This window comes from Solwaraspora sp. WMMD792, from assembly GCF_029626105.1.
In the GTDB taxonomy this organism is placed as follows: Bacteria; Actinomycetota; Actinomycetes; order Mycobacteriales; family Micromonosporaceae; genus Micromonospora_E.
This window is the reverse complement of the sequence record NZ_JARUBH010000009.1, coordinates 3,834,888-3,851,945: the sequence shown is the minus strand read 5'-3', so window position 1 is coordinate 3,851,945 and position 17,058 is coordinate 3,834,888. Positions and strand designations below refer to the sequence as shown.

The following is a 17,058-nucleotide window of genomic DNA, read 5'->3' as shown; positions in this document are numbered from 1 at the left end:
ACCCGACAACGGGCGCAGCGGGACCACGGGCGAAGCGGAACAGCGGATCGGCGTGCGGTGACCAGACAACAGCGGGAGTACCGGCCAGCGGGCCGGCTGCTCAGCGTGCTCGCTGCGGTCGCCGCTGCGGCCGTCGCCGTCACCGCCGGCCTGGCGCTCGCCGCCGGTGACCGGCGCGGCGTGGTGCTGCCGATCGCCCTCGTCGCCGGAGCCGCCGTCGGGGTGCTGGCCATCACCCGGTTCTCCGGGTACGTGATCCTGATGCTCGCCGTGCGTCCGCTGCTGGACGTGGTCAAGCTGAGCGGACCGACCGCCGGCCGGGCGGACACCGACCAGGCGTCCCGGCTGAGCGACCCGTCGACCATGGTCGCGGTGCTCTTCCTGCTCGCCGCCGGGCTCTGGCTCGCCGCCCAGTTACGCCGCAGCGGCCGGTTGCGCGGCACCCCGCTGGGCTGGGCGATGCTGCTGGTCGGCGCGACCGCGCTGGTCAGCGCGCTCGGCGCGAACCGGCCGACGCCGAGCCTGCTCGAGGCGATGCGGATTCTGACCGTGGTGGTCATGTTCGTGGTACTCGAACAGTTGATGCCCGACCGGGCGGCGGTCCGGCGGATCCTGATCGCCTGCTACGGCTCGCTGGCCCTGGCGCTGCTCTACACCGTGCTGGTCAGCGCATTCGGGCAGGTGCCGTCCGAGGTCAAAGGCCAGTTCATCAGGGTCAGCGGCCCGTTCAGCCAGTCGACCACCTTCGGCCGGTACCTGATGTTCATGATCGTCTTCGGGTTCGCGATCTACCGGTTCCTGGCCCGGCGCGCCCAGTTGGTCCTCGCCGTACTGCTCGGGCTTTCCCTGGTTTTCCTGATGCTGACCAACACCCGTTCGGCGATCCTCGGTGCGGCGCTCGGGCTGGTCGTCGTCGCGGTGCTGCACCGTAGCGGTCGGATGCTCGCCACCCTGCTGGTCGTCGCGGTCGCCGGAGTCAGTCTGCTGCCCTCGGTCGGGGACAGGTTCGCCCAGCTCGCCGAGGACCGGCCCACCGGCGGCGGGCCGACCGGAAACACCCTGCAGTGGCGGGTCGACTACTGGGCGGAGATCGTCACCCTGGCCAACCGCAACCCGGTCACCGGGATCGGGCCGAACATGACCCAGCACGAGACCTCAGAGGCGAAGAAGCCGCACAACGACCTGCTGCGGGCGTACGTGGAGACCGGTCTGGCCGGGCTGCTGGCCTACCTGGCGATGCTGGTGCTGTTGCTGTACACCGCCCGTACGGCGTTGCGCCGCGCCCCGCCGGACAGCCTGGAACGCGGCGTCGCGGTCGGCTTCGCCGGCTGCGCGGTGGTGTTCATCGCGGTCAGCCTCGGCTCCAACGTCATCTCCAACGTGGTGACGCTGTGGTACTTCGTCGCGTTCGCCGCCGCGGCCAGCGCCATCGCGCACGGCCGGACGACCAGCGCCATCGCGCACGGTCGCACGACCAGCGCGACGACCCACGGCCGAGTCGCGGACGCCATCACCCACGGCCGGGCCGGCACCGGGTCGGTGACCACCCCGGCACCACAACTTCGGTACGAGTAGGAGCCCATAGCGTGGAGATCGTCGACTACCTGCGCATCGCGCGCCGGCGGCTGTGGCTGCTGGTCGGTGTGCCGGTGCTGGCCGCCGGTGCGGCCGCGACCCTGGTGCTGATCGCCCCGCAGCAGTACACCGCGACCGCGTACGTGGCGGCACCGGCGCTGGTCGGCGGGGCGGCCGCCCAGCAGTACACCGGCAACCAGGCGGCCAACCAGTTCGCCGCCGCGTTCAGCGCCGCCGCCACCTCGCCCCGGGTCGTGGACGAGGTGACCGCCGAGACCGGCGTCGCCGCCAACCGGCTGCGGTCCGGGCTGGTGGTCAGCCAGGTCGGGGCGAGCAGCCAGATGGAGATCACCTTCGCGTCGGCGGACCGGTCGATGGTGAGCCCGGTGCTCGCCGCCACCGCCGAACGGGCCCTCGCCTTCCTCTTCTCCTCCCAGGTCGCGATCGCCACCGAGCAGGTCACCGCAGCCAGCACCGACGTCGACGAGGCGACCGCCGCGATCACCGCCTGGGAGGACGAGAACGAGGTCACCCAGCCGGACAAGATCTACCAGGCGACGCTGAACGAGTTGGCCAGCCTGCGCCAGCAGCGACTGCAGATGCAGGCGGTCGGCAACGGCCGGGGCGTCGACGCCGCCACCGAGGCGATCGAGGCCGGGCAGCGCCGACTCGACACCATCGGCCCGAAGCTGCCCGACTACGAGGCGCTGCTCGCCCAGCGGGATGCCGCGACCAGCGCGCTCTCCTCGGCCCGGCAGGGCCTGCAGGCCGCCCGGGCGCAGGCCCAGGCGGCCGATCCGACCGAGGTGACCAGCGTCGGAGCGGTCCGGGCCGTGTCCCGCACCAGGAGCCTGGTCAACACCACGGTGCCGGTCGCCGGTGCCGGGCTGCTGCTCGCCGTGGTCCTGGTCGCCATGCTGGAGCTGCTCGCCCGCAACCGGGCCGGCGAACCACCGGCGTCGCCCAGCGGCGACCCCACACCGCCCCCGGGGCCCGGTCCGACCGGCGGCGACGAGACCCGGGAGATCCCGGCTGCCCGGGTCGGCCGGGCCACCCCGGTCGGGCAGGTGTCCCGGACCGCCGGTCGGGTCTACGGCGCGGGCGGCTCGCTCGAACCGCACCCGGGGCGGTGACGTGACGGCCGAGCCGCCCCCGGCCCCCGCCGCCGGCACCTTGTCGGCCCCTGACTCCGGCGACCAGCACATTCGCGGCATGGCTCGCGGCGGCGGGCTCAACCTGGTCGGGGCGGTCCTCAACCAGGGCGCGGTCTTTCTGGTCATGCTGCTGCTGGCCCGCTTCCTCGGGATCAGCGAAGTCGGCCAGTACGCCCAGTGCTACGCCGTACTGGCCCTGCTCAGCCTGCTGTCGCTGTCCGGGTTCCGGGCCGGGCTGACCCGGTTCGTCGCCGTACACCTCGCCGACGACGACCCGGCCGCGATCCGCGGCACCATCCGACTCGGCCTGGCCATCTCCGCCGGCTCGGCGACCGTGATCGCGATCGCGCTGGCCCTGGCCGCCCCCGCGCTGGCCGCCGCGCTCCACGACCCCGGCCTGGTCACCGGGCTGCGCCTGGTCGCGTTGACCCTGCCTGCGCTGACCGTCTGCGAGGCGGCGCTCGCCGCCACCCGGGGCTGGCGCACCCAGCGGCCGTTCACTTTGATCGGGCAGATCTACGAGCCCGGCACCCGGCTGCTGCTCACCGCGCTGGCCCTGATCACCGGCGTCGGGGTCACCGGCAGCTACTGGGCGCTGGTCGTGGCCGGCTGGTCGGCCGCGCTGCTGGCCCTCGGCGCGCTGGCCCGGCTGATGCGCCGGGTGGCGCCGGGCCCGGTCGTCTACCGGCCCCGGCAACTGTTCAGCTTTTCCACGGTCAGCTGGGTGTCGTCGCTGTCGTCGACCGGCCTGATCTGGGTCGACACCCTGATGCTCGGCTTCTTCGCCAACGACGAGATCGGCGTCTACAACGTCGCCACCCGACTGGTCACCGTGGCGATCTTCGTGCTGGCGCCGATCAACGCCGCGTTCGGGCCGTACCTGGCGTACCTGCACCACCAGGGGCGGGCCGACGAGGTACGGCGGATCTACGGTGCCGCCACCGGCTGGGTGGTGCGACTGTCGCTGCCGGCGTTCGTGGCGCTGCTGGTCTTCCCGGAGAGCCTGCTGACGGTCTTCGGCGGCGGGTTCGCCGCCGGGGCGGCGGTCACCCTGGTCCTCGCGGTCGGGCAGCTGGTCAACGCCGCCACCGGACCGTGCGGCACGGTGCTGAACATGTCCGGCCGGGTGGCGATCAACATGTACGACAACATCGCCGCCCTGCTGCTGAACATCCTGCTCAACCTCTGGCTGATCCCGGCGTACGGGATCATCGGCGCGGCGATCGCCTGGGCGATCTCCCTCGCGGTGGTCAACGTCGCCCGGGTGTTGCAGGTCCGGGCCCTGATCCGGGCGGTCCCGGTGACCGTGGGCATGATCAAAGGCCTCGGTGCCGGGCTGGCCGCGCTGGCCGCCGGGCTGGTCATTCGGCTGCTGCTGCCCGGCTGGCCGGAGCAGCTGCTGGTCGGGCTGCCGGTGGTGGTGACCGTCTACGTTGGCGTGGTGCTGGCGCTCGGCCTGAGCCGGGAGGACATCATGGTGCTGCGTACCCTGCGCAGGGGTGGCCGGCGCGGCGGGGCCGGCCGTCCCGGCGGTGCGGCCGGCCAGGGCCGTTCCGGTGAGTCGGCGGCGGATCTGCAGGAGGTGACGCGTTGACCGGCAACCGGGGAACCACCGACCGACTGCGCCGCACGGTACGCGGGGCCCGGGCCTGGGCACGCACGATGGTCCCCGGCCAGCTCGGCGCCCTGCCGGACTTCCTGATCATCGGCGGGCAGCGCTGCGGTACCACCTCGTTGCACCACTATCTCGCCGCCCATCCGCAGGTCCGCCCGGCCACCGGTAAGGAGCTGCAGTACTTCAGCATCCACCATGGACGTGGCGAACGCTGGTACCAGGCGCACTTCCCGGCCCGCCCGGCCGGTGTCCGCAGCTTCGAGGCCAGTCCGTACTACCTGTTTCACCCGAGCGTGCCGGCCCGGGTCGCCGCCGGCCTGCCGCAGGCCCGCTGCATCGCCCTGCTGCGCGACCCGGTCGAACGGGCCTACTCGCACTACCTGCACACCCGCTCGTACGGTGCCGAACCGCTGTCGTTCGCCGACGCGGTCGACGCCGAAGATCAGCGGCTGGCCGACGCGTTGCGCGACGGCCCGGACAGCCCGACCGCGCACACCGCCCTGCGCAACTACTCCTACCTCGCCCGGGGGCGCTACGCCGAGCAGCTGCGGCGCTGGTACGCCGTCCTGCCGGCGGACCGGCTGCTGGTGCTGCGCAGTGAGGACATGTACGCCGACCCGGCCGGCGTCTACGACCGGGTGCTGCGCTTCCTAGACCTGGATCCGTTCACACCGGCGGGGTTCGCCCAGCACACCCGGCGTACCGACCGGGGGCCGGGGGAGCTGACCGACACGCTGCGAGCCCAGCTCGGCGGCTATTTCGCCCCGTACAACGCCGACCTCGCCGACCTGCTCGGCTGGCCGCACACCTGGTCGCCCCGGAGTTGACCGACGCTCGGTCGCGGCTCCGCTGATGCCGGCCGGGGCTTGCCGTCGGCTGAGACACTGGGTGTCTCCGGCCAGAATGGCGGTTGTCCGTTGCCGTCTCGACCCCGTAAGCCGCTGGGTGCCGCTGCCTCCCTGCTGCTCGTGTTCTGCGGGGTAGTGGCGATTTCCTGCACCCTGTGTCTGACGGCCGCCGTGCTGGAGTTCCGCAAGGATCCGCTGCAGCAATCGGGGGCGCGGGTGTTCGCCGATCGGGCGCAGCGGCTCAGCCGGGAGGTGAGCCTGTTGCCGGCGGACGACCCACCGGCCGGGCACGTCATCCGGATCGTCGCCACCGTCGAGGGCCGGGAACGGACGGAACTCGGGCTCACCGGCCGGGTCTACCTGGTCGACGTGCACGGCGACCATGGTCGGGTGGAGGCAATGTTCACCGAGGACGTGTCGTCCGGCGGCGGCTGGTTCTATGCGGAGGGCGAGGTGACCGTGTGCGTCAGGTGGGACCTCCACCGGAAGTCCACCGTCTACTCGGACATCACCGCCAGGGCGGTGTCCTGCCCGTAGCGGCCTCGGAGCAGCCGCCCACCGCCTCATGATCACATCCCGCCGCGTCATGATCACATGACGAAAATTCGGCCGACACGCCGACCGGCCCCCAGCAGAGCATCAAGTGATCATGATCCGGCGGCAAGGTCATGGCTCAGGATCCGTTGGCTGGTGCACGGGTGAGTACGCCGTGCAGTACCTGGTCGGTGAGTTGGTCGCGGAACCGGGCGTCGGTGGGGTCGGCTCCGGCGACGGACCGGCCGAGCACGGCGAGCAGCAACGCGCCGAGGATGGCGTTGGCGATGTCTGCGACGGTGACTGCGCCGTCGGTGTCGGTCTTTGTTTCGGCGAGGAGTTCCCGGAGCGGGCCGGCGATCCATCTGTCGTTGGCGGCCATGACGTCGGTCATCCGGCCGGTGGAACCGAGGGCGCTGAGCAGGCCGGCGCAGATCCCGGGGTGCTGCGACAAGTAGGTGGCGAGAGCCGTCACCATCGCCCGTAGTCGCCGCTCGGGTGGGTCGGTGGGGTCTATCGAGGCCTGCACCGCCTGGGCTCCGTCGTGGGCGTGCGCGGTCAGGAGGTACGTGAGCAGGTCGTCACGGCCGGCGAAGTAGTAGTACAACGTCGCTCGCGATGCCCCGACCATGCCGGCGATGTCTTCCAGACGGGGCGCAGGGTCGCCGTGGAGCACCTGCTCGCTGACGTCGAGCAGGCGTCGCGCGAGGTCAGCCGGAGGGGTCTTCACGTCGATACAGCCTATCCGGCTTGCCCTGGACCAGAATCCAGATTACAGTCTAAATCATGGTTGAAATCAGATCCTACGGTCCGTGGGCGCTGATCACCGGTGCCTCGTCCGGCATCGGTGAGGCGTTCGCCGAGTACCTCGCCGCTGCCGGGCTGCACCTTGTCCTGGCGGCCCGATCCACCGACCGGCTCGAAACCCTCGCCACCGCGCTGACCCGTGCCCACGGCATCAGTTGCCGGGTGGTCACCGTCGACTTCGGCAGGACCGAGGCCGCCGCCGAGCTCGTCGACGCGACCGCGGATCTCGACGTCGGCCTGCTGGTCTCCAACGCCGGCACCGGCCGCCCCGGCCCGCTCCTCGACCAGGACCTCGCCGACCTGCACCGCCGGTTCACCATCAACGCCACCACGCACCTGGATCTGGCCCACGCCTTCGGGCGGCGGTTCGTCACCCGTGGCCGGGGCGGCATCATCCTCGTGTCGGCACTGGGCGCGGTGCACGGGCTGCCGAACATGGCCCACGAGAGCGCGGCCAAGGCCTACGTGCTCAACCTCGGCGAGGCCCTGCACCACGAGCTCGCCGCCGGCGGCGTCGACGTCACCGTGCTGTTGCCGGGCAACGTCGACACCCCGATCATCGACGCCTACGGCATCGACCGTGCGGCGATGCCGATCCGACCCCAGCCGGTCCAGACCGCCGTACGCGAGAGCGTGGCCGCGTTCCTGCGCGGTCGGCCCACCCACATCCCGGGTCGGTCGATGCGGATCATGACCCGGCTGCTGCCCCGGACCCGGTCGATCCGCCTCAACGGCCGGATGCTCGGCCAGGCCGCCCGCCGCCTCGCCGAACGGGAAGCCACCACCACGGTGGCCCCGTCGTGAACGCCGCTGCCCTGCCCGCCGGGGTGGAGCGGGTCAGCCGTATCCCGTACCGGTTGCTCAGCTGGGGGGTGCCGATGGGGCCGCTGACCCTGCTGCGTACCCAGGGCCGGCGCAGCGGCCTGCCGCGTACCGTGCCGGTCGTCACGCTGCGGCACGCCGACCTCGACTGGCTCGTCTCACCGTTCGGTGTCACACAGTGGGTGCGCAACATCCGCGCCAACGGCCGCGCCGAACTCGGTCGCGGACACCGGTTCCGCACTGTCGGCATCGTCGAGGTCGACGGCGAAACCAAGCTGGACGTTCTGTATCGCTACCGCCGCGCGTTCGGGTTCATCCCGTTCGTCCGGCAGGCCTTCGACGCCACCCCCGGCGACGGTCCGTCCGGGTTCCTCGCCGAAGCGGACTGCCACCCGGTTTTCCTCCTCCAGTCGCGCGGCTGACCCGCTCACTCGCTGGCGAGGCCCCACGCCTGTCGCATCAGCCACGGGGGCGGAGCACGTAGACAGCCGAACTGCCTGATCCACTGTCCAGTTCGGCTGTCTGCAGGGCGACATTCCGGCGACACGAGGGCAACGATCGCTGGCATGACGACCACTCCGAACGCGACGTTGCAGGCCGTGCGGATGGGCCTGCTGATGAGTCAGGACGACTTCGCCCGCGCACTGCGGCAGGCAGGGGATCGCGCCGGAATGCCCAACGATGCGAACAAGCGCCTCGTGCAACGCTGGGAGGCCGGGGCGATCATTTCGCCCCGTCCGGCGTACGCGCGCGCCCTGGAGTCGGTCACCGGCCTGCCGATCAGCTCGCTCGGCTTCACCGTGGCGGTCCCGCATGCTCGCAGCGCCGACGCCAGCGAGGATGGAGCCGGCGGCCGGAGTGGCGAGGGCGGTGACGAAGCGCGGGGTGCTCAGGTGCCGGCGACCGGGCAGGCGTCCACTCCGGTGCCGCGCGGTGGCCCTGCCCTGCGGACCGCGCCGACCGGCAACTACTCCGGGGTGTGGCTGTCCAGGTACGAGTACTACAGCTCGGGTCGTGGTGCCACGTTCACCGGTCGGCACTACGTCGTGCTGCTGCAGCACGGTGACCGGCTCACCGTACGCAGTCTGCCCGGTTCCTCCGACGCGCCGCTCACCATGGACCTGACCGTCGACGGCAACGTGGTCACCGGAACCTGGGTCGAGCAGACCGCGCCGCAGGGCTACTACCGGGGCGCCCGTTACCTCGGCGCGATCCAACTGCTGGCCGAGCCCACCGGGCGCCGGCTGACCGGAAAGTGGATCGGGTTCGGCAAGGAGATGGACGTCAACACCGGCCCGTGGGAGCTGGTGTTCCAGGATGCCAGCACGAACAAGGCGACCCTGGCCGCCTACGACCGCCGGCCCGATCCGGAGCAGCAGCCCGCCACCTCATGATCAGTGGCTGCCCTCATGATCAGATGATGAAAATTCGGCCGACACGCCGACGGGCGCCCAGCAGACCGTCAAGTGATCACACGTCGATAGCGCATTACCGAGGCAGACAGCAGCCTGTCCACAGTCAGGAAGCTGTCCACAGTGCGACCGCAGCTGGGCCGTCCAGCGGCCGAGGTCGCGGCAGCGTAGCCGAGCATGAACGAGGTGATCGAGGAGCTGTGCCGGCGCAGCGGCGGTGTGGTGACCCGTCGCCAGGCCCTTCAGATGGTGCCGCGCTGGGTGCTGGACGACGCGGTACGCGCCGGTCGACTGCGGCGCGTTCTGCCGGGCGTCTACGTCACCACCGAGTTGATCGACGACAACCGTGGCGGAGTGTCGTCGATCCAGTCGCTCGCACCGCAGCTGCGTCGGCGTGCGGTGCTGGCCCACGCCGACGGTCGGGTCGCGTTCAGCCACACCACCGCACTCGGTCTCTGGGGGCTGCGCCAGCAACCCACTGACGAGGCACTGCACCTGACGGTGCCGGTCGGCGTGGGAATTCGCAGCCAGGCCGGCCTGACCGTGCACCACCGACCGGCGTTCGCCGTCGGTCCGCCGCAGGTGGTGGTACGCGACGAGGCGCCGGTGACGCGGCTGGAACGGAGTCTTGTCGAGTCCTGGCCGCTGCTGTCGGCCGCCGACCGGCCGGCTCCGCTGATCCGGGCTGTCAATGACAGGTGGACGAATGCGGACCGGATCTGGGCAACTCTCGATGAGCTGCCGCGGCTCACCGACCGGGCCGCGTTGCGGACGCTGCTGGCGAAGCTCGCCGCCGGCTGCCGCAGCCAGTTGGAGATCTGGGGCCACGATCAGGTCTTCGTCGGCGCTGGCATGCCCGACTTCCAGCGGCAATATCCGGTCCGGGTCGGTGGACGCACCATCTACCTGGACGTGTACGCCGAGCGGGAACGGATCGACTTCGAGCTCGACGGAGCCGCCTCGCACGGCAGCCCTGCCCAGCGTGAGATCGATCTGCGGCGTGACGCGCTGCTGGCCACCGTCGGCATCCAGGTTGTGCGGTTCGCACACCGCCGGCTGGTGACCGAGCCGCGGCAGGTCCGCCGCGAGATCCTGACCATCCTCCACCGCCGGGGGTACGGCTGATCAGTCGACCTCGGCGAGGATCGACTCCGGGGTGCCGGTGGCGTGCAACAGCACCGGCCGATCGGTGACGGTCACCTCGGCCGCTGTCTTGGTCGGCGAGGCGCCGGCCGGCCCGGCGTGCAGGCTCGGCACCGCGGACACCCGTACCGCGTCGTTGACCTCGCCGGACCAGACGACCAGGGTGCTCTCCCCGCCCTGCTGGAACGCGACGCCGATCAGTCCGTCCCGGCGGACCGGAGTGACGGTCGCGCCACGGGCCGCCACCGCCAGGCTCTCGAACATCCGGCCGGCCTCACGTTCCGTACCGTCCGGGTCGAGCAGGCCGTAGCGAACCTCGCTGCCGGCCCGGTTGTTCGGGTTGTAGCCCAGCGGCAGCCACATCACCTGCCGGACACCGCCGGCCAGCAGCATGGTGGAGACCTTGACGACCTCCTCGGCCCGGCTGACGTCGTCACCGTCACCGTCGCGCCAGAACTGCCCGACCTCCCACGCCTCGATCGGCACGTCGACCGGGGTCTGTGCCGCCAGGTAGTCCAGCAGCGCCGGTACGCCGTCGAAGTGCTCGTAGTAGTGCACCTGACGTAGCTGCACCACCCCGTCGTCGATCAGCTGCTCGGTCGCGGCCAGGAAGGCGACGTTGCGTACGTTGGTCTCGTTGTCGAGCGCGGTCCGCAGCGTCTCGATCGTGTCCACCTCGGGGATCTTGCGGCCCCGGGTGCCGATCCGCCGCTGGAAGTACGCGTTGTAGGCGGCGATCGCCTCGTCGTTGCGGCCGGCTTGGACCAGCCGGTCGACCACCCCGAAGCCGTACGCGACACTGCTGATGCCGGAGTCGACGACCACCGCGTCCGGGTTCGCGGCGTGCACCGCCTCAGCGGCGGCGGTGGCCAGCTCGATGTACTCCTCGGGGGTGCCGCGCCAGTACTGCGGGGCGTTGACCTCGTTCTCGATCGCATACTGGCGGACGCCGTAGGGCGTGTAGCGGCGCACCACGTCACCGACGAACTGCCGGTAGGCGGCCATGTCCAGCGGCATCGTCGACTCGGTCTTGTTGGCCTGGCCGCGGACGTGTTCCGGGGTGCCACCGGTGGCCCAGCACATCTCGGTCCGGATCTTGATGTTCAGCACGATGCCGAGTTCCCGGCTGCGCTGGGCGATCTGGTCCAGGGCCGACCAGTCCTGTTGCCCCTGGGTCGGCTCGATGCTGCACCAGCTGATCTCGTGGTAGGTGGCGGACCCGGACAGTTTGCGCAGGTACGGCAGGAACTCGTCGTACCGGTTCCAGTCCCAGTGCGCGCCGAACGGGTGGGTGTCCTCGGGGTACGGCGGCAGGCTCGGCAGCGGCGCGCCGGTTGGCGGCACCGGTGGCGGGGTGGTGTCCTCGTCGGCGCTGGTGCAGCCGGCCAGCAGCAACAGCCCGCCGAGGACCGCCGCCACGCAGCGGCGGGCCGCGGTGTTCGGCCGGGTCGCAGTGTCCGGCCGGGTCGCGGCGTTCATCGGTAGCCCAGCTCGCGCAGCATCCGACCGGAGAAGACCGCGACGAGCAACCGCAGGAACGGATCCAGCTCCCGGCGGTAGCTGCCGACGCGGGACCGGTAGATGGCCGAGTCGGTGCCGGCGGAGGCGCGGCGTCGGTCCGCCTCACTGGTGTACTTTCCGGCCACGTCATGCGGCTTGTCGACGTAGTCGAGCACGCCTTCCTCCCACGGTTCGCCGAGGAACTCGAACAGCGCGCGCATCGACTTCTCCGGCTCACGTACCGCGTCCTCGTAGCGCAGCTCGTGGTAGCGGTCAGCTGGCAGGGTGGCGCCCATCGCGCGGGCGGTACGAATGTAGCGCGGCCACTTGACCACGCATTTCACCGCCGACCAGTACCCGAACCGCTTGCGGTGCGAGACCACCACGTCGCGGCCGTCCCGGATCACGTGCACGATCTGCGCGTCCGGGAAAACCTCGGTGACGAAGTCGAGCGAGATCGCGTACAGCGGGGTCTTGTCTGCCCACCGGGCCTTGCCCCGACCGGCGGCGTAGTCGGCGTGCACGCCGCCGAAGAAGTCGGCGATGCGGCGCAGCCAGTCCTCCCGGGTGAAGCCGAAGCGGGCCAGCCGCTCCCAGTCGGAGCCGACGATGCGTCGCAGGTCCGGCAGGAACCGGGTCTCCGGACCGCAGGAGATCCGGGAGTGCGAGTCGAGCACCAGCCGCAGGAAGGTGGTGCCGGAGCGCTGGCAGCCCACCAGGAAGATGGGCGCCGTCGGCGACTGCGCCACTTCGGCGGCGGCCGGCGCGGGGGCTTCAGCCATGGTCGGTCCTTTCCACGCTCACCGGGGTACGCCGGTCGGTGTCGGCTTGTTGAGGTGGGGTGGTGGGGGAGTGTGGGCGGCCGCTGGCGGTCAGTCGGGTGGTGAGTTCGTCGCAGAGCGTACGGACCGCCGGGTCGATCGGCAGCGGCTGGCGGGCGGGGGTGCGAGGGGCGATGTGCGCGGACAGGTCGGGGCGGTAGGCGATCCCGAGGAAGTCGCACAGCCGGCTGATCTGCCCGGCCGGATCGGCGATCAACGCGTCGTACGAGCTGAGCAGCACGTCGTCGCGGCGGTCCAGGCCGAGGCGGAAGTAGAGGGTGTTCCGGACGTACCAGAAAAGAGCGGCGGCGGTGTGCCGGTCCATCCGTCGGTAGTCGAAGCCGTGGATCAGCTCGTAGGTGTCCGCGTCGAGGCGCTGGCCCTGCCAGCGGCGGCCGATGGTGCCGTCGGCGATGGCGGCGAGTGCCCGCAGGTTGGCGTCGCCGAACTTGGCCACCTCGGAGCGGGCCCGGTCGTCGACGTCGCGCCACGCCCAGACCGCCCGCCCCGGCGCCATCCCGGGCAGGGCGAGCAACTCGTCCACCCGGTGGCTCTCACACAGCGGTTTGACCAGGACGTACGCGTGTCGGCTCCGGTTCACCACAGTGGTCAGCACCGCGTCGTCGCGGAGTTGAAAACGATGGAAGACCCGTCGGTCGCTTTCGTTGCGGACCTCGAACTCGCCGGCGTTCTCCAGCCCGCGGACCAGCATGTTGGTGCCGGACCGCTGCAGGCCGACCAGGTAGACCGGGGTGGCCTGACCACGGGGTACGCCGTGCTGGTGTCGCCAGCGCAGCTTGGTCCACGCCGTGGTGGCCCGGTCGACCGGGTTGAGCCGGTCCTCCTCGACGAGGCGGCGGAGTCCTTCGGTGCGGATCCACCGGGCGTGCCGGGCGATTCGCCGCGCGGTCCAGGCCAGGGTGGAAGGCTCGTCGTCGTTCACCGGTCCTCCTCGGGCACGTCACCAGCCGCTGTGGCCAGGCTGGGGCGAGGTCGGGCCGCGGTCAGGCTACCCACGGATCGGGGCGAAACGCCAGAACGCAGGCTGGTCAGCCACACAAGATCATCCGATCAGCTAGTTGGCGATTCGGTACTGGACTAACCCGGCGTGGGTGCATAGCGTGAGGCAGCAGCCAGGGCGGGAGCCCTGCGCCACCATAACCGGGTGGCCACACCCCGGTATCGAGCGAGCGGGCCGGACTGATGCGTGTCCTCCATGTGAACAAGTTTTTGTACCGTCGGGGTGGCGCTGAGGGGTATCTGATCGACCTCGCCGATCTGCAGCGCGCCGCCGGGGACGAGGTTGCGTACTTCGGGATGACCCACCCGGACAACGACGGGCCGCTGCCGTACGCCCGGCACTTCCCGCCGCACGTCGAGCTGGAACCGGCACCGCGCGGACTGCGCCCCCGGCTGGCCGTCGCTGGTCGGATGATCTGGTCGCCGGCGAGCCGCCGCGGCCTGACCCGGGTGATCGAAGACTTTGGGCCGGACGTCATCCACCTGCACAACATCTACCACCAGCTGTCTCCGTCGGTGCTCGCCGCCGCCCGCGACGTCGGGGTGCCGTGCGTGCTGACCATGCACGACTACAAGCTCGCCTGCCCCAGCTACCAGCTGCTGGACCGGGGCAAGGTCTGTGAGGCGTGCGTCGATGGAGGTCCGCTACACGCCGCGCGGCGCAGGTGCAAGGACGGATCGGCATCCGCCAGTACGCTACTCGCTGTGGAGTCGTGGATACACAGAAAGTCACAGGCCTATGGTTCGGTCGGGGTGTTCGTCAGCCCCAGCCGGTTCCTCGCCGACGTGATGCGCCGGGCCGGCGTCTACCCGGACCGGCTACGGGTGATCAACCACTTCGTGGACACGGCTGCCGTGGCGGTGAAGGACTCGCCGGGCGGGGGAGTGGTCTTCGCCGGCCGGATCTCCGCCGAGAAGGGAGTGGACACGCTGGTCGAGGCGGTCGCCCGGCTGCCCCGGCAGGTGCCCGTCCACGTGGCCGGCGACGGCCCCGCGCTGCCTGCGGTCCGGGCCCTCGCCGACCGGGTGGCACCCGGTCGGGTGCGGTTCCACGGCCGGCTGGACAAGTCCCGGCTACACGACCTGATCAGGTCCTCGGCGGCGGTCACGGTGCCGTCCCGTTGGCACGAGAACCAGCCGATGGCGGTGCTCGAGGCGTTCGCCTGCGGCGTGCCGGTGGTCGGCACCGACCTTGGTGGGCTGCCGGAGCTGATCAGTCCCGGCGTCGATGGCGAGACCGTCCCGGCCGACGACCCGGCGGCTCTCGGCGACGCGCTGGGCAGGCTGGTCGCCGACCCGGACCGGGCGTACGCGATGGGCCGGGCCGCCCGGGACAAGATCGACCGTGACTTCACGCCCGACCTGCACCTGAACCGGCTCCGCGACGCCTATTTGGCCGCGGCGTTGACCGCCCCGGCCGGAACCCGACGATGACCGGTACGCCCTCTGCTGCCGGTACGCCCTCTGCCGCTGGCACGTCCGGCCCGTCGAGTCCTCCGGTCCGGGTGCTCTACCTGGCCGGCAGTGGTCGCAGCGGCAGCACCCTGATCACCACCGTCCTGGGGCAGCTGGACGGCTGTTTCGCCGCCGGCGAGCTGCGCTACCTCTGGCAGCGCGGGATGGTCGACAACCGTCCCTGCGGCTGCGGCGCGCCGTTCAACGCGTGTCCGGTCTGGCGGGCGGTCACCGCCGAGCTGGCAACTGCTGCTGGTCCGGCATTTGCCGCCGCCGACCCGGCTGCCGCCGACCCGGCATTTGCCGCCGGCTCGGTTGCCGCCGGCATCGCCCGACGACTGCGGACCAGGCTGCGGATGCGGGACCTGCCAGCCATGCTGCGCCGGGCCGGCGCCGGACGGCGGGCCGTGCCGCACCACGCCGACGATGCCGCGATCGCAGCGGTCTATCCGGCGGTCGCCCGCCAGGTGAGCCGCGGCGGCGACGGACCGGTGGTGGTGGTCGACTCGTCGAAGCTGCCACCGTACGGTGCGTTGCTGCGTGACCTGCCCGGCATCGACCTGCGGGTGCTGCACCTGGTCCGGGACCCGCGCGGCACCGCCTTCTCCTGGCGCCGTCGGCGTGGACTGGACGGCGCGGCGGACCGCAAGCTGATGAGCCGCCCGCCGGTGTGGAAGGCGGCGCTGCTGTGGCGGGTGTGGAACGCCGCCACCGCGCGGTTCTTCGAAGCCGCCGGACCCGACCGCTACCTGCGGATCCGCTACGAGGACGTAGTTGCCGACCCGGCCGGTCAGCTGCGCCGGATCGCGCTGTTCGCCGGGCTGGATCCGGCCGGGTTGCCGGTGGACGCCGAAGGCCGGGTCACTCTGGCCCCCACCCATTCGGTGGCGGGCAACCCGGCGCGGCACCGTACCGGAGCGGTCCCGGTCAGCGACGACGCCGAATGGGTCCGGGCGTTGCCCGGCCGGTCGTTCGCGGTGGTCACCGCGGTGACGCTGCCGCTGCTGCGCCGCTTCGGCTACCCGGTACGGCGACCCGCAGCGCCCCCGGCCCCGGCTGTGCCCCCGGCCAGGACCCAGGGCGGGCCGGTCCAGGGCGGGCCGGCCGGGGTACCGGGCGGGCCGGTCCCCGCCACGACACCGAGCAAGGAAGGCTGACCCGATGCTGTCCGTCGTCGTGGGCACCGGACGGTGCGGATCGACCCTCGTCCAGGAGATCCTGGCCCGGCACCCGGCCGTCGGTTTCGTGTCCGGGCTGGACGACAAGCTGCCCCGGCTCAACCTGGCCGGTCGCCGCAACGGCCGGCTTTACCGCCGCTCGACGCCCCGGCCGGCCGGCATGACCTCGCTCGGGCACAGCCGTCGCCTGCTGGAACGCGGCCGGCTGCGGGTGGCGCCGTCCGAGGCGTACCGGCTGATCGACCGGCAGGTGATGGCCGGCTACTCCAGGCCGTGCCGGGATCTGCGGGCCGACGACCTCACCCCGTACGTGGGCCAGCGGCTGCGCGCCTTCTTCGACCGCCGGGTCGAGCGGCAGGGCTGCCAGGTGCTGCTGCAACACGTCACTGGCTGGCCCCGCACCGGTTGGCTGCATGCCGCGTACCCGGAACTGCGGGTGGTCAACGTGGTCCGCGACGGACGGGCGGTGGCCAACTCGTGGCTGCAGATGGGCTGGTGGGACGGCTGGCGTGGCCCGGACAACTGGTTCCTCGGCCCGCTGCCAGCCGACCTGCGGGCCGAGTGGGAAGAAGCCGACCGGTCGTTTCCGGTGCTGGCCGCGCTCGGCTGGAAGATGCTGATGGCCGCGTTCGCCGAGGCTCGGGCCAGCCACCCGGCCGGCCAATGGCTGGACGTACGGTACGAGGACCTGCTGGTCGCACCGCGCGACGAAGTAGCCCGGATGCTGGACTTTCTCGGCCTCGACTGGTCGCCCGCGTTCGAGCGTGGCTTCCGCCGGTACGAGTTCCACAGCGGTCGCGGGGCGGCGTACCACCGGGAACTCAGCCCGGAGCAGTTGGCTGCGGTTGACCGGGTGCTGGAGAAGCCGCTCGCCGAGTGGGGTTACTGACCAGCCAGGCTCGTACTCCGCTGGCGTCGTACCTCGGCTGCCTCTATCGCGCAGGCCGGCAACCGGCCTAGAGTGGTGCGGGCAGGCCCGTACCCGGGCCGGTGTCCGGGCGGGAGGCGCAACCCGCCCGGTCGGGAAGCGCCGCGCCGGCACGGTGACCGTGCCGGGTGCCGTCGTGACCAGCCGGCCGGTGTTCGCTGCCTGCACCACCGGTCGGTGTACCACGACCGTACAGTTCCACGCCGGTAGCTCATCGGGCCGTCACCTCGCGCCGGTCCAACCAGG

Annotated in this window: 16 protein-coding genes; 12 read left to right on the top strand and 4 right to left on the bottom strand. The window is 71.6% G+C overall.

Annotated elements, in window-relative coordinates; translation table 11 throughout:
* The first annotated feature begins 57 nt into the window (after window positions 1-57).
* From O7629_RS18285 to O7629_RS18265, 5 genes are all read left to right on the top strand, one after another.
* A complete protein-coding gene (locus O7629_RS18285; protein WP_278170590.1) occupies window positions 58-1,575 on the top strand; it encodes an O-antigen ligase family protein in 1,518 nt (505 codons plus the stop codon).
* Window positions 1,576-1,586: 11 nt separating this feature from the next.
* A complete protein-coding gene (locus tag O7629_RS18280; RefSeq protein WP_278170589.1) occupies window positions 1,587-2,708 on the top strand; it encodes a Wzz/FepE/Etk N-terminal domain-containing protein in 1,122 nt (373 codons plus the stop codon).
* Window positions 2,709-2,787: 79 nt separating this feature from the next.
* Window positions 2,788-4,323 carry an oligosaccharide flippase family protein gene (locus O7629_RS18275; RefSeq protein WP_278170588.1) on the top strand — a complete coding sequence of 512 codons (1,536 nt, stop codon included), beginning with the start codon at window positions 2,788-2,790 and terminating at the stop codon, window positions 4,321-4,323.
* Window positions 4,320-5,171, top strand: coding sequence for a sulfotransferase (locus tag O7629_RS18270; RefSeq protein ID WP_278170586.1), 852 nt, complete (start codon window positions 4,320-4,322; stop codon window positions 5,169-5,171). The genes O7629_RS18275 and O7629_RS18270 overlap by 4 nt, the downstream gene beginning before the upstream one ends.
* A 90-nt stretch (window positions 5,172-5,261) precedes the next feature.
* Window positions 5,262-5,729 (top strand): hypothetical protein, encoded by a 468-nt coding sequence (locus O7629_RS18265; RefSeq protein ID WP_278170585.1) that lies wholly within the window; start codon window positions 5,262-5,264, stop codon window positions 5,727-5,729.
* A gap of 136 nt (window positions 5,730-5,865) precedes the next feature.
* Here O7629_RS18265 and O7629_RS18260 read toward each other — a convergent pair whose 3' ends face one another.
* The gene (locus O7629_RS18260) at window positions 5,866-6,456 is read right to left on the bottom strand and encodes a TetR/AcrR family transcriptional regulator (RefSeq protein WP_278170583.1); all 591 of its coding nucleotides are present in this window, start codon (window positions 6,454-6,456) and stop codon (window positions 5,866-5,868) included.
* 56 nt (window positions 6,457-6,512) lie between these two features.
* Between O7629_RS18260 and O7629_RS18255 the strand changes: the two genes are divergently transcribed.
* The 4 genes from O7629_RS18255 to O7629_RS18240 all read left to right on the top strand — a co-directional run bounded on the left by O7629_RS18255 (window position 6,513) and on the right by O7629_RS18240 (window position 9,892).
* Window positions 6,513-7,337, top strand: coding sequence for an SDR family NAD(P)-dependent oxidoreductase (locus tag O7629_RS18255; RefSeq protein ID WP_278170581.1), 825 nt, complete (start codon window positions 6,513-6,515; stop codon window positions 7,335-7,337).
* Entirely contained in the window at window positions 7,334-7,777 is a 444-nt protein-coding gene (locus O7629_RS18250; protein WP_278170579.1) for a nitroreductase family deazaflavin-dependent oxidoreductase, read from the top strand. Before O7629_RS18255 ends, O7629_RS18250 begins: the two co-directional genes overlap by 4 nt.
* A 144-nt stretch (window positions 7,778-7,921) precedes the next feature.
* Window positions 7,922-8,749 carry an XRE family transcriptional regulator gene (locus tag O7629_RS18245; RefSeq protein ID WP_278170578.1) on the top strand — a complete coding sequence of 276 codons (828 nt, stop codon included), beginning with the start codon at window positions 7,922-7,924 and terminating at the stop codon, window positions 8,747-8,749.
* Between the two features lie 195 nt (window positions 8,750-8,944).
* Window positions 8,945-9,892 (top strand): DUF559 domain-containing protein, encoded by a 948-nt coding sequence (locus O7629_RS18240; RefSeq protein WP_278170577.1) that lies wholly within the window; start codon window positions 8,945-8,947, stop codon window positions 9,890-9,892.
* Here the strand turns inward: O7629_RS18240 and O7629_RS18235 are convergent, their stop codons facing one another.
* Genes O7629_RS18235 through O7629_RS18225 form a run of 3 tightly spaced genes read right to left on the bottom strand, consistent with a single transcriptional unit; the run spans window position 9,893 to window position 13,174 of the window.
* Window positions 9,893-11,389 (bottom strand): hypothetical protein, encoded by a 1,497-nt coding sequence (locus tag O7629_RS18235; protein WP_278170576.1) that lies wholly within the window; start codon window positions 11,387-11,389, stop codon window positions 9,893-9,895. It abuts the gene before it with no gap.
* The gene (locus tag O7629_RS18230; RefSeq protein WP_278170574.1) at window positions 11,386-12,192 is read right to left on the bottom strand and encodes a sulfotransferase; all 807 of its coding nucleotides are present in this window, start codon (window positions 12,190-12,192) and stop codon (window positions 11,386-11,388) included. The genes O7629_RS18235 and O7629_RS18230 overlap by 4 nt, the downstream gene beginning before the upstream one ends.
* Window positions 12,185-13,174: a hypothetical protein gene (locus tag O7629_RS18225; RefSeq protein ID WP_278170572.1), complete on the bottom strand. Its 990-nt coding sequence runs from the start codon at window positions 13,172-13,174 to the stop codon at window positions 12,185-12,187. Before O7629_RS18225 ends, O7629_RS18230 begins: the two co-directional genes overlap by 8 nt.
* Window positions 13,175-13,434: 260 nt before the next feature.
* Between O7629_RS18225 and O7629_RS18220 the strand changes: the two genes are divergently transcribed.
* Genes O7629_RS18220 through O7629_RS18210 form a run of 3 tightly spaced genes read left to right on the top strand, consistent with a single transcriptional unit; the run spans window position 13,435 to window position 16,773 of the window.
* A complete protein-coding gene (locus tag O7629_RS18220) occupies window positions 13,435-14,685 on the top strand; it encodes a glycosyltransferase (protein WP_278170571.1) in 1,251 nt (416 codons plus the stop codon).
* The gene (locus tag O7629_RS18215) at window positions 14,682-15,863 is read left to right on the top strand and encodes a sulfotransferase (RefSeq protein WP_278170570.1); all 1,182 of its coding nucleotides are present in this window, start codon (window positions 14,682-14,684) and stop codon (window positions 15,861-15,863) included. Before O7629_RS18220 ends, O7629_RS18215 begins: the two co-directional genes overlap by 4 nt.
* A 4-nt stretch (window positions 15,864-15,867) precedes the next feature.
* On the top strand, window positions 15,868-16,773 hold the full coding sequence (locus tag O7629_RS18210; protein WP_278170569.1) for a sulfotransferase: 906 nt from the start codon (window positions 15,868-15,870) through the stop codon (window positions 16,771-16,773).
* The last annotated feature ends 285 nt before the right edge of the window (window positions 16,774-17,058 follow it).